This is a genomic window from Psychrobacter pulmonis, from assembly GCF_904846465.1.
In the GTDB taxonomy this organism is placed as follows: domain Bacteria; phylum Pseudomonadota; class Gammaproteobacteria; order Pseudomonadales; family Moraxellaceae; genus Psychrobacter; species Psychrobacter faecalis.
In genome coordinates this window covers 828,139-843,907 of record NZ_CAJHAT010000001.1, presented here as the reverse complement: position 1 = coordinate 843,907, position 15,769 = coordinate 828,139, and the positions used below count along the sequence as shown (strand labels likewise).

Sequence of the window (15,769 nt, the reverse complement as noted above, 5' to 3'; positions counted from 1 at the left end):
GTAAGAGGTTTACAAGCAGTTTAATTCATAGGTTTTAAGCAGGTAAATGACAGCCTCTATCCGTAAATTTGCCTCATTTAAGCTACAGATATTGGCTGTCGTTACCCACTATAGAAGAGACAATACCATGGCAAAACGCTTAGAAAATAGTTTTCAGTTTTTAGATGTACCGCGCCTTGAGCCAATCAAAAAAGACATCGTTACGCGCTCAACAGAGTTTGTAGAAATATATCAGCCGTTCGATAGCGAATCAGTAGCGCAGCAATCGCACCGCTGTCTTGAGTGCGGCAATCCATACTGCGAGTGGAAATGTCCGGTACATAATTACATTCCCAACTGGCTTAAATTAGCAAGCGAGGGACAAATATTTCAGGCAGCAGAATTGTGTCATCAAACCAATACTTTGCCTGAAGTTTGTGGCCGTGTCTGCCCGCAAGACCGCTTGTGTGAAGGCGCTTGTACGCTAAACGATGGCTTTGGCGCGGTCACCATTGGCAATGTTGAGAAGTATATCAACGACACCGCTTTTGCCCTTGGCTGGCGTCCTGATATGTCCGAGGTGGTTTGGACGGATAAAAAAGTCGCTATTATTGGCGCAGGGCCTGCAGGACTGGGCTGCGCCGATATCTTAGTCAGAAACGGGGTCAAACCTGTTATCTTTGATAAGCGTCCTGAGATTGGCGGTTTATTAACCTTTGGTATTCCAGAGTTCAAAATGGAAAAAGATGTCATGCGCAATCGCCGTGTCATTTTCGAAGGTATGGGCATGGAGTTCCGTTTAGAGACCGAAATCGGCAGCGACGTCAGTATTGATGAGTTGTTAAGCGAGTACGATGCGGTATTTATGGGCATGGGCACTTATACTTATATGCGCGGCGGCTTTGCAGGCGAAGAGCTAGAAGGCGTCTACGATGCGCTAGATTATCTGATAGCTAACGTCAATCGCTGCAATGACTGGGAAAAAAATTCAGCAGACTATATCGATTTAAAAGGCAAAAAAGTGGTGGTGCTAGGCGGCGGTGATACCGCGATGGACTGTAACCGTAGCAGTGTGCGTCAAGGCGCGCAGCAAGTGGTTTGCGCTTATCGCCGTGACGAAGAAAATATGCCCGGCTCTCGCCGTGAGGTGGTCAATGCGCGCGAAGAAGGCGTTGAGTTTTTATTCAATCGTCAACCGACCGAAATCATTGGCTTAAATGGCAAGGTAAACGCGGTTAAGGTGATTACCACGCATCTGGGCGCGCCTGACAGTCATGGTCGCCGCCACCCTGAGCCTATTCCCAATTCAGAAGAAATCATCCCGTGTGATGCGGTTATTCTGGCTTTTGGTTTCCGTCCTAGCCCGGCCGATTGGTTTGCCAGTCAGCAAGTGACAATGGACGGCTCGGGTCGAGTGGTCGCCACCGAAAAACAAACCTTTAAATTCCAAACCAGTAACCCAAAAATATTTGCCGGTGGCGATATGGTGCGCGGCTCTGATTTGGTGGTGACGGCGATTTGGGAAGGTCGTGAAGCGGCAGAAGGTATTTTAGATTTCTTAGAAGTCTAGCTTTTAGAAGTCTAGTATTTGGCTATTGGTAGTTATCAATAGCCAAATCCAAATATGCTTTTTCATCATTTTTAAAATGAGGACACGCCCTTGCATGTTTATAACTATAACGTTGACGTCTTTTATCTTTACGGGATAAAAGGCGTTATTTTTTTGATAATTGCTTTATGAATGGTTAAGCTAGCAGTTATCATTTAAGCTACTTTTTATTTATCCATTATAAGAGACGCCCTGCGTGAAACCGACTTTTTGGCAACGATTTACCGCGCCGTTTGTAGAGCCTTACGCCCGCTATCAGCATGCCGATGTTTTGCATGCCATACGTTTGGGCGTGGCCGTGCTTATTGCCCTGTTGTTAAATGAGTTTACCCACTTGCCACATGGCGAGTGGACGACCATTACTGTGTTCGTGATATTGGGTTTGTTGCAATATCAAGGAGCGATTTATACCAAGGCCAAAGAGCGTGTGCTGGGCACGCTACTAGGTATTGGCACAGCATTAGGGGTGTTGTGGTTCAATCAAAATGCAGGGGCATGGCTATGGATCGATTATGCACTTATCGGTATATTAAGCGGCATTATTGGCTATCTGGCCGTTCGTAAGCTTGGCTACACAGGGCTGCTGACGGGTATTACGATGTTAATGATTGTCTCCGATCTAGGCAATAGTAGTATTGGTCAAGACGGCATTTATCGTGCGCTCAATATCTTGCTAGGGACAGGCGTGGCGGTCGCAGTCACACTCATTTTACCGCTAAAATCAACGCTGATGTGGCGATTTCTATTGAGTAGCAATCTTGATGCTTGTAGCAGCTTATATGCAAGCGTTGGCCATCATATTGATGCAGCGGACGGAGCGGCGGGCAACACGACCCATAAATCAAATCCAGTGGCTTTTTCAGTTGAAGAAATACCTGTTGATAGAGCGTTGGTCACCACATTACAACAGATCAATAAGCGCCTACTGGCCGTGCGTCCACATATCGCTGCGACCGCAAGTGAGTCGGGGATCGAAAAAGAGACGCTGGAGACCATCCAGCGCACCCACCGTAATATTATCGGGACGATTGATTTGCTGCTCAGTGCAGCGCCGCGCTTGGCAAATATTGAAATCGATGAGGAGAACCATGTTTTATTGGTTCATTATCAGCATGAGTTGACGCAAGCGATGCAGCATATGGCTGCGGTGCTACGTAGTCCCAGTGATGAAGTGTTTCGCCCGATTACGCGCATTGCGGTATCAGAATATCCAAGTGTGGAGAAATTAGGCTTTGAGTGGCAAGGCTATTTTTGGCTCACCCAAACGCTGCAAGTACAGTTACAGCGCCTTAGTGAATTATTGCAAACCACCCAGCCGCAATGGTTTGCTGCCTCTGGGTTGCGCTATCAGCGCCGCGAGCAGTGCCGTATCGAGCATAAAGGCAGCGAAACCGATTTGCACTTATAAATAAAAGCCAAATAAAAAATAGCAACCAAATAAAAGACAAATAAAAAACGCTGACTCTATAAAGTCAGCGTTTTTTGGATAGATAATAGGCATCTAAAACAGCAATTAATAAATGTGTATTAACTTACAGAATTAACGCCCTGTTTTAAGCTTATCCCAATACTGCTGATAAACTTGCAACGCTTCATCACCGACATCTTCTTGAAACTCCGCTTTTGCCAATACTTCTTTGCTTGGATAAATGGTTGGATTGTTGCGCACCTCTTCTGGCATCAGCTCACGCGCGGCCATATTCGGCGAGGCGTAACCAATCTCTTCACTGACGATTTTAGAGTTCTCAGGACGCAGTAAATAATCAATAAATTTGTGCGCCGCGTCGACTTGTTTGGCGTTTTTTGGAATAACAAAGTTATCCATCCAAAGAATAGCCCCTTCAGTTGGATATTTATACACCAAGCTAGTCAAGCCTTCGTTATTGGCGATGATGGCTTCACCATTCCAGCTCATACCAACCGTGGTTTCGCCTTCCATATAGGGCATGCGCGAGGCGTCCGAGTTGAAGGTTTTTACATTTGGCATCAAGGTCGTTAGCTTCTCGTAAGCGGCTTTGATTTCCTCAGGATTTTTACTATTACCTGAATAGCCAAGGGTCAATAGCGCCATGCCAAACACTTCGCGCATGTCATTCATTAGCATCACTTGACCTTTATACTCAGGACGCCATAAGTCATTCCAGCTATTTACGGTGGCAGGATCGACCGCTTCGCCATTGATGGCAAGGCCGGTGCTGCCCCACATATAAGGAATCGAGTATTTATTTTCTGGGTCAACCTTGGTATTGGTAAAGGAGGTATCAAGATTTTTAAAGTTGCTTAATTTGGATTTATCAAGCTCTTGTAGCAGTCCTTCTTTGGCCATTTTTTCCACATAATACGTCGATGGAATCGCTAAATCGTATTGGCTGGAATCATCAAGCAATTTAAGCTTAGCGTACATCGCTTCGTTCGAGTCAAAAGTGGTGTAATTGACCCGAATGCCGGTCTCTTTGGTAAAACCATCTAGGATTTCTTGCGGCATATATTCCGACCAGTTATACAGGTTTAACGTTTCTGCACTGGGCGCAGCGCCATCGGTAGCGGCATTATCTGATTTACTACAGCTCACAAGTACGAGCCCAACTGCCACGGCTAATAAGGCTTTTGGAAGCATGTGAGCGCTACGAGCGGCAGCACGCGACGATGATAAATGAGTCAAAATATCTCTCCTAAAATAAGAATGGTGCAAAGCAAGAAAACCCGTAAAACAGGCACGATGCTAAATTTACAGCTATGTAAACCATTATGGCTATGATTGCGCATAATTTAAAGGGCAATCGTACTTAGCGTTTTACTAGTATCGTTACAGCTCAGGCGATTAAAAATAATATGCCAAATGATCATAAGTGATGACAAATGCTGATTTTTATCATGCTTGATTTAACAATAGCCTTTTATAGAATAAACAGATTTACCATAGCATCGTAGTCGAAAAGGCGACATGATAGGCGCGTTTTATGCCACTATAGTTGCCGTATAAGACTTTAAACAATAAAAATAAGACAGTTTTACCCAATTTGAGTGAATTAAAAGAGGAAGACAATGAATAATCGTGTACGCGCTGGGATAGTGATGGCTTTGATTGGCATCATAGGTTTTATGATGGTATTTAATTCGGGCTCGCCAACCCCAATCGTGAATTGGCCAGTTGAAACCTATCTGGGTTTGGCATTTACCATTGGCTGGTTAAGCCACGTGCCAAATTGGCTGGCTTATGTGCTCGCAGCGCTGGTAATTATTTTAATCATCGTCGGATTTTATAAAGTCGGTAGCTGGCTTTATGGTTTGATGGCTAAGCGTCGTTAAATTTTGCTAGGACGTGGCTTTATTTCAAAAACCAGGACACGCCTTAGATAAATAGCGGTTTTTATAAACTATTTATCAAGACGCTATATGAAATTGCTCGAGTACCGACTGGATGCCGCGCTCTTCAATCGTACCCGTGACAAAATCCGCGCGCTCAATCAACGCAGGCTGGGCATCGCCCATCGCTACTGCATAGCCGACCAAATCAAACATCTCTAAGTCATTCATGCCATCGCCAAACGCCATGCATTCAGTTGCCTCTACGCCATAATAGCGACAGACGTCTTTGATACCGCGCGCTTTAGAGGCGTTTGCGGGCAGGATGTCTGCGCCAATATGATGCCAATGTACCAGTTTTAAATCGTCCTGTGCAAAGTCGATATCTTGCATTTTATCGAATTGATTGTTAAAAAACACTGAGCATTGATAAACGGGGTTTGATTGATAATAGAGTGGATCCACGATAGAGTTGGGCGTTTTGGCATTAAAATCACGCAAACGCTCATTTTCGTCTGACCAAGCAATGTGCGTCGCCGAGTCAAACTTATGAATCAGCTGACTGGTTTGGCATAACTGCACGATTTTGTCTGCTTGCTCAGCAGACAATGGATAATGGCTAATCAAGCCTTTATTATCAAAACTATATTGTCCATTCATACAAATAATGGCATCTAAGACATCCGCTTCGAGCAAGGCTAAAATATCCGCTGGCAATATCGCTTTAGAGCGTCCGGTCGAAATCACCAGTTTAATATCAGTTTTGGCCAGCGCCTCAAGCGTCGCTTGGTTGTGCGTAGCGATGATGCCATTACGGCTGAGCGTGTCATCAATGTCAAAAAATATCACTTTCGGCACTGGTAACGCCTGATTGATACTGGCTGGCGCCTTATCTACAATAAACATGAGTATCCTTTATATTTAAAAAACGACTATTTAGGTATTTAAAGCTAGTATAAAAAGTCGTTGAGATTTGCTGAATAGTCTCAAGGGTTATGACTGATAATATAATTTGAATTTATGGATAAGTATGCATTTTACAGGGCTGAAAATACAGTAATAGAGTGATTATGGCTAATTTATGTATCATCTTTACTGCGTTGTTTGCCTTTGATATTTAAGATGCGCTCGCTAGCAAACAGTTGATTTTCTAATTTTTGGCTTTGTAACTGCATCAGACTTTGGTGGATGCAACCGACTTACTCTCGCAACATTTGACTGATGAAGAAGACTTTGTTATTCCGATTTTGGAGTTAAGGCAGGGTTAGGGAGTAGCTTATAACTTTTTTCATTATAAGTCTTGGTTTGGGTCGTCTTTGTGATTAATAAACCAAGAGTGTATCTACGGTAGCTATAAGCCAAGAAATAACGATAGGTGATAGAAAATTGGTCAGAATGCAAAAACCTTATTGATTATTTTTTATAATAAAGTGTATCTTAGCTTAAATAAGCTTTTGTAAATAAGGTTCCTTATGGACACAACAACAAGTCATACCCTTGAAGGGAAAAAAAATGGCGAGCATATTCTTATTAACATGACATATGTCGCCAAAAATATTGACTTAGATTCGGGAATCGAGCTGACTCGTGCATTTGAGTATTGGCGAAGATATTTTGAGGAAAACAATATCGTTTCCGCTTTGGTCATTAGCGAAGGTTATTTCGTTCAAAGTTTTCAAGGGACAAGGCCTGCTATCAATATTGCCTTAGCAAAAATACTGGACAAGCATTCAACCATTTCCCCTAATATTGTTAATATAGAGGAAATTGAATCGCGGCAATGGAATGGGTTTTTAGTTAAATATCTAACATCAAGCGCTGAAGATGAAGAATATACCCTAAAAAGCTTCTCAGCAGGTTCTGACTATAATCCCTATCTAATGACAAGTACTCAGATTGAAAGCTTTTTGACAGCAGTTTTTAAAGATACCGAATCTAGCAATTTTTAGATGAGTAATGTCTTTTGACAATAATTGTCATCTGTTTTAGCCTGCCTAAAAAAGCCGCTTATACCTTGTGTATAAGAGGCTTTTTGTTAAAAGTATTGTAAGCTTTAAATGTTAAAGACTAGAATGCTAAGCATAGCTATTATTAACCAACCTCAACACTCGTCACATTCTGAAAGCCTCTTGGCAACTGACCGCCGCGATTACCACGAGTGCCCGTATAATTGGCCAAATCATTAGGCTTTAGCGTCACGTGGCGTTTGCCAGCAGTGATGATTAAGCTGTCTTGCTGACTGAGTGGCGTGATGGCAAGTACTTCTTCACCGTCTTTTAATTTGATCAGCTTATTACCCTTACCACGTGCCTGTTCAGGCAAATCATCAAGAGCAAATATCAATAGATAGCCCGCATTGGTCACGACAGCAAGATGGTCAGGTGTGGCTGTTACCGCTTCACTATTATCGCCATTAGCTTCTGCATTAGCATCGATCCGCGCAACAGGTAGCAAGCGGCTATCAGTTGCTAGGTTGATGATGTTTTTACCCGCTTTTTGATTGCTATCGAGATTGCCAACGGTGTTGATAAAACCGTAACCTGCTGAACTTGCGAGGATGATACGTTGGTTATTATCGCCCGTTAATAACTGCTCAAAGCTGGCGCCTGCTGGCGGTTTGAGTACGCTGGTCAGCGGATCGCCTTGACCACGAGCAGAGGCGAGGCTATGGGCGTCGATACTGTAGCTGCGTCCAGTGCTGTCGAGTACGTAAATTCTTTCATTGGATTTAGCACGTACATGCGCTTGATAGCTATCACCTGAGCGGTAAGTCATGCCAGCAGCATCGACGTCGTGACCTTTGGCAGCGCGTATCCAGCCCGCTTTCGATAGGATGGCAGTGACAGGCTCGCTTGGTACGAGGTCAGACTCTTTTAACGCTTGCGCTTCTTCACGTTCTGCCAATTGCGATACGCGCTCGTTGCCGTGTTCCTTCATGTCGGCGCTAAGCTCGTCAATCATCAGATTGGTCAGGCTGTCTGGATTGTTCAAGTATTCTTGAATGATGGCACGTTCGGCAGCCAGTTCATCTTGCTCGCGGCGCAGCTCAATCTCTTCTAGTCTTGCCAGCTGGCGCAGTCGAATATCCAAGATAGCATTGGCTTGGATTTCAGTCAGATCATAGCCTTGCATCAATGATAATTTTGGGTCGTCTTCTTCACGAATAATACGAATGACTTCATCGATATTCAGATAAGCAATCAGCAAGCCTGCGAGGATATGTAAGCGTTTATCAATTTTGTCGAGGCGATATTGTAGACGGCGCGTGACTACTGAGCGGCGACAGACGAGCCATTCTTCAAGGATTTCTTTGAGGTTTTTGACCTGCGGCTTACCATTTAAGCCAATCATATTCATGTTGACGCGGTAATTACTCTCAAGGTCAGTACTGGCAAATAAATGACTCATGACACGCTCGACATCGACGCGCGATGAACGTAGTTCAAGTACGATACGGCAAGCGTTTTCGTGGTCTGATTCGTCATGGATATCTGTTACCCATGGCAGCTTTTTATCCATCATGAGTTTAGCGATTTGCTCTTGAATCTTATTGCCTGACACTTGATAAGGAAGCGCGTCGATGATAACGAGGTTTTTTTCTTTTGGGTCGATATGGAAAGTGGCGCGCATTTTATAACTGCCACGACCGCTTTCATACATCGCCTGCAAGTCTTTTTTACTGGTAATGATTTCAGCAGGGGTTGGCAAATCCGGTGCGGGTATCGATTGGGTCAATTGCTTCACGGATAAATCAGGGTTTTTTAGCAAGCGAATTGCCGCCCGTACCACTTCATTAAGGTTATGCGGCGGAATATCGGTCGCCATACCGACGGCGATACCCGTTGTACCATTCAATAAAATATTGGGTAGGCGCGCGGGCAGGGTGACCGGCTCTTGCATGGTGCCATCAAAGTTATCTTGCCAATCGACCGTGCCTTGACCAAGCTCGGCAAGCAAGGTATTGGCATAAGCCGACATCTTAGCTTCGGTATAACGCATGGCAGCAAAGGATTTGGGATCATCGGGACTACCCCAGTTACCTTGACCTGTAATCAGCGGATAGCGATAACTAAACGGCTGTGCCATCAGTACCATCGCCTCATAACAGGCGCTATCGCCATGCGGATGATATTTACCCAGTACGTCACCGACCGTACGCGCGGATTTTTTGGCTTTGGCAGACGATTTTAGCCCAAGCTCGCTCATTGCATAAACGATACGGCGCTGCACAGGTTTTAGACCGTCAGCGATATTGGGCAATGCCCGATCCATGATGACGTACATGGCGTAGTTGAGATAGGCTTGTTCGGTGAATTCCGCCACGGAGCGGGTATCCATCGGTTCATTAGGAATAATAGGGTCAATGGTATCAATAACATCGGACATAAAATAGGGTTCGCTTTTGATTCTTAAAAGAGGTTTTTAATCAATCTATATAGGCAGTCCACTATAAAATAAGCACAGAGCTACTGGTATTAATTTTGCGCAGCCTCTGTCTGCGTAGGCACAGCAAGCAAGGAAAATGAATACCAGTAGCGCGTTATAATACTTGTACTAAGTTGATTTAGGACTGACTGTATCGATAAAATAGGGAAAAATAAGATAGTGCTATCGTAAAGGATATTGGCAAAATTAAAAAGGGATAAGTCAGAATAGACGACAGGACGTGACGCGCTTGATATAACAGCTTTAATATCAAATATTGAGAATGAAGTATTGAGCAAAATAGAAATTTGACGGTTTCATAATTTTAGAAATGGTGGAAAATAGTGAAAAAACTGATAAATTTTTTAATAACAAATAAAAGTTTATTATATAAATAGTCGTGATTATAGCCAATTTTAGTATTTAAGTCACTGATATTAATAAAGATAGATATCGTCAAGTAAGTTTAAGAACTCAAGTTTCAATCTTTTGTATTGAGTAGTTTGTATAAAGTGTGTATGTTAATCAACAAAGGGCTATTTACCGCTATATTGTTGATCCTTCACCATATTCCATATCGTTAGCCGCCAACCATTACTTACGTTATATCAATGGTTGGTTGTACGCCGATGTTAGATATGTTTGACCTTTTCGATTATGGATGGATTGATACCAGCACACTATTATTAGGAGCAGTAAGATTATGGAAAATCAAGGTAACGTAATTCGTCGCGATGACAAACCGTGGGTAAAAACTTACGAAAAACTTGGCATCCAATACGATATTGATATGCCGCCCGCCAACACTTCTTTGATCGATATCCTCGAACAGAATTTCGTTACCCATGCAGGTCGTACCGCTTTTGTGTGCATGGATGTGACACTTTCTTATGAAGATTTAGACCGTTATAGCAAACAAATTGCCGCGTATCTACAGTCGCTTGGTTTACAAAAAGGCGATAAAGTAGCGGTTATGATGCCCAATATCTTGCAGCTACCGGTTGCTGTATTAGGGGTGTTACGCGCTGGCATGACCTTGGTCAATGTTAATCCACTTTATACCACCAAAGAGCTTGAGCATCAGTTAAAAGACTCTGATACCAAAGTGCTATTCATCCTAGAAAACTTTGCCAAAACCTATCAAGACATCGGTAAAGACTTGGTTGATCACGTCGTCATTACCTCGATGGGCGATTTGATGAGCCCGTTAAAAGGCTTTATCGTGAATGCAGTCGTGCGCCATGTCAAAAAACTGGTGCCTGATTATAAGGTTAACGGTAGCGTAAACTTTAAAAAAGCACTCAATAAATTGTCTGTCAAAAACTATAAACGCCCAACCAATATCGGTCTTGATGACGTGGCGGTCCTACAATATACAGGTGGAACCACAGGTGTTGCCAAGGGCGCGATGCTGACGCACGGCAACTTGGTCGCCAACCTTATTCAATGTGATACTTATCTTGGCGATGCGTTTGATAAGTTCCAAGAGCGTAACGAGCAGCCGGTTATTATGACCGCCTTGCCGCTGTATCATATTTTCTCATTTACCGTTTGCGGTATGTACGGTTTATATAAAGGTTGTATCGGCTTATTGGTACCAAATCCACGTGATGGCGCAAGCTTAATCAAGGCTTATAAGGACTATCCACCGGCGTTTTTCCCAGCGGTCAACACGCTGTTTAACGCGCTTGCCAACAGCGAAGCCTTTCAAGCATTGGACCATAGCAAGCTTGAGATGTCGATGGGCGGCGGCATGGCAGTATTAAAAGACACCGCGGCTAAGTGGGAAAAAATAACCGGCAATATTATCGTGCAAGGTTATGGACTGTCGGAAACCTCTCCTGTTGCTTCAGCAAATCCGCAAGGTACAGGCGAGTTCTCAGGTAATATCGGTCTACCGATGCCTGGAACAGACATGGCCATCTTGGATGAAGAGGGCAATGAAGTGCCACTCGGTGAGCGCGGTGAAATCTGTGTTCGTGGTCCGCAGGTTATGAAGGGCTACTGGAAACGCGAAGACGCGACGGCTGAGGTCATGACGGCGGATGGCTATTTCCGTACCGGCGATATCGGCGTGATGAATGAAGAAGGTTACTTTAAGATTGTCGATCGCAAAAAGAATATGATTTTGGTCTCAGGCTTTAACGTTTATCCAAACGAAGTAGAAGATGTGATGTCTGGTCATCCAAAGATTTTGGAATGCGGCGTTATCGGTATCGACGATGAAAAAAGCGGCGAAGTGCCGAAGATTTTTGTTGTGCGTAGTGATAGTAGCCTGACCGAAGAGGAAGTGCTTGCTTATGCCAAAGAAAACCTCACCGGTTATAAGCGTCCTCGTTATGTTGAATTTATCGACGAGCTACCAAAATCTAACGTCGGTAAGATTTTACATAAAGACTTACGCGCCCTAGAAGAAAAGAAACACGCTTAAACCGTCTCATATCATAAATAGCCTAATACCAAATTTAGCGGGCTTTTTATAGCGCTTTATCAATACTGAGCATTGATAAAAATATCTTGATATTTGATAGGCGAATGGTGAAAGATGATAAGGTCTTATGCAAATGACCTTATCATCTTTTTTGTTTTTCTATAAGGGGTTGCTAGTATTCATAGAGAACTGGGCGCAAAACTGCTATAGTTCTTGCCCATAGATACTCTATTTAACAGGTGTATTTGACGATAAATGTAGAATATTATCGTCATAAATACCCTTAGACAGGCTCTATATGTCTCGAGATTTTTAACTTAAAAGTTTGTGAATGACAAATTCTCTTGAATAAGCAGTTTCTTATGTCATAAGACTTCTTATTCACAAGTTTTTGCTTTTATAACTCAGTGATTGTAAACCACGGTGATTCTATTTAATAAATTTTGATAGCAACTTACTAACAGTAATATTTAGGGAAGATTATGACGGACAGTACCAATAAAGAAGCCAAAAACCATAACGCTGCGGCAGATAGTCAATCAATGGTTGAAAATACCTTTCCTACCATGCCGACGATAGACAGCGACAGTCCGTGGTTAGGCGCGTATGAGCGTTATGGCATCAATGCAACCATCGATATGCCAGAAGACAATACGTCTTTACTGGAAGTGTTCGAACGTAATTTTAGCCGTTATGGGCAAAAACCTGCTTATATTTGCATGGGTTCGTCAATCACCTTTAAGCAGTTAGATTTATACAGCCGCCAAATCGCCAGTTATTTGCAGTCGTTAGGATTGGTAAAGGGTGATAAAGTTGGGGTAATGATGCCCAATATTTTGCAGTATCCAGTGGTGGCTTTGGGTATTATCCGTGCAGGTATGGTACTGGTTAATGTTAATCCTTTGTATACCAGCCGTGAGCTATCGCATCAGTTGCATGATAGTGGCGCTAAAGCGTTGTTTATCGTTGAAAACTTTGCAAAAACCTATCAAGATGCCGAAGATAAAGGGCAAGTGAAGCATGTGATCGTCTGTAAGCTTGGTGATATGCTTGGCTTGGTCAAAGGGGCAGTGGTCAACCTGGTCGCGCGTCATGTTAAAAAAATGATTCCCGCTTATCGTCTGCCAGAGAGCACCAGCTTTAAGCATGCGTTAAATGCGGTTTCAGCCAGCAAGTATAAGCGTCCTGATTTAAACTTAAGCGATGTGGCATTGTTGCAATATACTGGCGGTACGACGGGTGTTGCCAAAGGTGCAATGCTGTCGCACGGTAACTTGGTCGCTAATATGCTACAGATTAGTGTCCTGATGAACAGCGCTTTTGATGACGATGTCGATGCCAATGATGTGATTTTGACCGCGCTCCCGCTGTACCATGTGTTCTCATTTATGGTTTGCGGTATGTATGGTATGTACCAAGGTTATGCCGGTCTATTAATTCCAAACCCACGTGATTTGGATGGTTTGATTAAAGAGATGGGCAAATACAAGCCATCGTTTATCCCTGCGGTAAACACCTTATTTAATGGCTTAGTACATAAAGAAGGCTTTGCAGATTTAGATTTCTCTAACCTAAAAGCCTCGATTGGCGGCGGTATGTCGGTATTACCAAGCGTCGCAAAAGAGTGGCATAAAATCACTGGTCTGCCTATCGTTGAAGGTTATGGTTTGTCTGAAACCTCGCCAGTGGTTGCCTTTAATCCAATGACTATTTCTGAATTTACCGGAAAAATTGGTATTCCTGCTTCTAGCACTGATATTATTTTAATCGATGATGATGAAAATGAAGTGGCATTAGGTGATCGCGGTGAGATTTGTGTCAAAGGTCCACAGGTGATGATTGGCTATCAAAATCGTCCACAAGAAACCGCTGAAACCTTTACCTCTAGTGGTTTCTTAAAAACGGGCGATATCGGCATCATGGACGAAAAAGGCTTTATCAAAATCGTTGACCGCAAAAAAGACATGATTTTGGTTTCGGGCTTTAACGTTTATCCAAATGAGATCGAAGAAGCCATGAGTGAGCATCCTGCTGTGGTAGAATGCGGCGCTATTGGTATTCCAAATGATGACCGCGGTGAAGATCCAAAGCTATTTGTGGTCAAAAAAGGCAATGTCACCGAGCAAGAGCTGCTTGATTTTGGTAAAAAGCAACTGACCGGCTACAAACGTCCGCGTTATATCCAATTCGTTGATGAATTACCAAAATCAAACGTCGGTAAAATCCTACGTAAAGAATTGCGTAAGATGGAAGGTTTAGAATAAAGTTAACGCTAAACCTTGCTAAAGCAGCGGCGTAATAGCTTGAGAGAATCTTGCTATTGCGCCGCTGTCACGTTAGGATATCGTCATATTTATGTCTGCGAGCACATCCGTTGATGTAACGACGAACTTGTTATTGTATAACTTTATATAACCATAACTCTGCTTTTACAACATCGTACTAGGAAATTTTATGCGTATTGACAACCGTGAGCTTAACCAACTTCGCTCAATCAGCTTTGAGCGCCATTACACTAAGCATGCCGAAGGGTCAGTATTGGTCAGCTTTGGCGACACCAAAGTATTATGTACTGCGAGCGTTGAGTCGGGCGTACCACGCTGGCTTAAAGGTAAAGGCAAAGGCTGGATTACCGCAGAATACGGTATGTTGCCACGTGCGACCAATACCCGTAATCAGCGTGAAGCAGCACGCGGTAAGCAATCAGGTCGTACGCAAGAAATCCAGCGTTTAATCGGTCGTAGTTTACGGGCGATGATTGATTTAAGTAAGCTTGGTGAAAATACCATTTATCTAGATTGCGATGTATTGCAAGCAGATGGCGGCACGCGTACCGCTAGTGTGACCGGTGCAGCTATTGCCCTTATCGATGCGCTAGAGAGCCTACAAAAAACCAAAAAGCTCAAAGCTGATCCATTAATTGGTTTGGTCGCTGCGGTATCGGTTGGTATGAAAGATGGCGAAGCCTATCTTGATTTAAATTACGAAGAAGATGCTAGCTGTGATACGGACTTAAACGTGGTGATGACGCAAAAGGGCGAATTTATCGAGCTGCAAGGGACGGCAGAAGAAAAGCCATTTACCCGCGCGCAAGCAGACGATATGCTGATTCTGGCGGAAAAAGGTATTGCTGAGCTGATTGCTATGCAAAAAACAGCACTAGGTTGGTAAATCTCTAAACGTTCTTTTATGACTTTTTATTTAAACTTTTAACCATTCACTGCTTTTGAACAGGTAATCGCCCATGCTAAAGCTGACTGATGACGGCGCCAAAATCACCTTACAAGGTCAGTCGCCAGCGGCTGACAATGGGCTATTTTGGTTTGGCTCCGCATTACTGGTTGGGGCAGTGGCGGTTGCTTTAGCCATGAGTCTGTTGCCTGAGCGCTTGGCTATTGGCGCTTTGGCCTTATTGATTATTGGTAGTTTTATTTTTAATCGGCAACGCTTGAAACATAAACAAGCCATGAGCGGTATTATTAGTAGCGGCGTATTGTGGGTACGTGATGGCGAGCTGGTGCATGATAATCAAGGCAAACGTGAGCATATTCATCTGACTGATGGCGATAAAATTACTCTGATTGGTGAACAGCTACAGATTGTCGATTGTGATGACATACGTAAATATCTGATTGGCGGTTTTGATAATCTCCAAGAAGCTAACGCGGCCAAAGCCATTCTACAAGGGCAACCGCTGAGCAAACGCCATGCCAATATTAAGATGAGCAACGATTAGATTGTCGATTGATTTTAGTCTGTTCATTCTGTGAGTTGTATTTAACATAGCTTATAGCTGATTCAATTGAAAAAGAATTTAGTGCTGCTGGAGAATTTTTTGCCAAGCCTCTGGAGTGCAAAGCACACAGCAAGCGAGCAAAACTTGTTCCAGCAGAACGCTATGTTGAATATACCTTTTTTATATTGAACTGATGATATTATCTTTCCTAAATCTCTGCCTTCATCTCTAAAACTCCTATCTCGTTTTACCGTTTATCCTCAATTTCATACCTTTTATCGCT

At 43.3% G+C, this 15,769-nt stretch carries 11 protein-coding genes; 8 read left to right on the top strand and 3 right to left on the bottom strand.

The genetic code is table 11. The annotated features are described in order from the left end of the window. Positions 1 to 127: 127 nt before the first annotated feature. Positions 128 to 1,549 carry an FAD-dependent oxidoreductase gene (locus tag JMX70_RS03610; RefSeq protein WP_201589697.1) on the top strand — a complete coding sequence of 474 codons (1,422 nt, stop codon included), beginning with the start codon at positions 128 to 130 and terminating at the stop codon, positions 1,547 to 1,549. 235 nt (positions 1,550 to 1,784) lie between these two features. Then, positions 1,785 to 2,996: an FUSC family protein gene (locus JMX70_RS03605; RefSeq protein ID WP_201589573.1), complete on the top strand. Its 1,212-nt coding sequence runs from the start codon at positions 1,785 to 1,787 to the stop codon at positions 2,994 to 2,996. 132 nt (positions 2,997 to 3,128) lie between these two features. Here JMX70_RS03605 and JMX70_RS03600 read toward each other — a convergent pair whose 3' ends face one another. Continuing rightward, entirely contained in the window at positions 3,129 to 4,250 is a 1,122-nt protein-coding gene (locus JMX70_RS03600; protein WP_144298086.1) for an ABC transporter substrate-binding protein, read from the bottom strand. A 383-nt stretch (positions 4,251 to 4,633) separates the two neighbouring features. On the opposite strand from JMX70_RS03600, the gene JMX70_RS03595 reads away from it, so the two are divergent. Then, entirely contained in the window at positions 4,634 to 4,897 is a 264-nt protein-coding gene (locus JMX70_RS03595; RefSeq protein WP_191690240.1) for a hypothetical protein, read from the top strand. A gap of 75 nt (positions 4,898 to 4,972) precedes the next feature. Here JMX70_RS03595 and JMX70_RS03590 read toward each other — a convergent pair whose 3' ends face one another. Further along, entirely contained in the window at positions 4,973 to 5,800 is an 828-nt protein-coding gene (locus JMX70_RS03590) for a Cof-type HAD-IIB family hydrolase (protein ID WP_201589571.1), read from the bottom strand. Positions 5,801 to 6,366: 566 nt separating this feature from the next. On the opposite strand from JMX70_RS03590, the gene JMX70_RS03585 reads away from it, so the two are divergent. Further along, a complete protein-coding gene (locus tag JMX70_RS03585) occupies positions 6,367 to 6,843 on the top strand; it encodes a BLUF domain-containing protein (RefSeq protein ID WP_201589569.1) in 477 nt (158 codons plus the stop codon). A 142-nt stretch (positions 6,844 to 6,985) separates the two neighbouring features. Here the strand turns inward: JMX70_RS03585 and parC are convergent, their stop codons facing one another. Beyond that, on the bottom strand, positions 6,986 to 9,280 hold the full coding sequence (gene parC / locus JMX70_RS03580) for a DNA topoisomerase IV subunit A (RefSeq protein ID WP_201589567.1): 2,295 nt from the start codon (positions 9,278 to 9,280) through the stop codon (positions 6,986 to 6,988). Positions 9,281 to 10,022: 742 nt separating this feature from the next. On the opposite strand from parC, the gene JMX70_RS03575 reads away from it, so the two are divergent. From JMX70_RS03575 to JMX70_RS03560, 4 genes are all read left to right on the top strand, one after another. Continuing rightward, positions 10,023 to 11,750 (top strand): AMP-binding protein, encoded by a 1,728-nt coding sequence (locus JMX70_RS03575; RefSeq protein ID WP_201589565.1) that lies wholly within the window; start codon positions 10,023 to 10,025, stop codon positions 11,748 to 11,750. Between the two features lie 482 nt (positions 11,751 to 12,232). After that, positions 12,233 to 14,014 carry an AMP-binding protein gene (locus tag JMX70_RS03570; RefSeq protein ID WP_201589562.1) on the top strand — a complete coding sequence of 594 codons (1,782 nt, stop codon included), beginning with the start codon at positions 12,233 to 12,235 and terminating at the stop codon, positions 14,012 to 14,014. 190 nt (positions 14,015 to 14,204) lie between these two features. Then, positions 14,205 to 14,921 (top strand): ribonuclease PH, encoded by a 717-nt coding sequence (gene rph, locus JMX70_RS03565; protein WP_183620154.1) that lies wholly within the window; start codon positions 14,205 to 14,207, stop codon positions 14,919 to 14,921. A 73-nt stretch (positions 14,922 to 14,994) separates the two neighbouring features. Further along, entirely contained in the window at positions 14,995 to 15,486 is a 492-nt protein-coding gene (locus JMX70_RS03560) for a hypothetical protein (protein ID WP_201589559.1), read from the top strand. Positions 15,487 to 15,769: the final 283 nt, after the last annotated feature.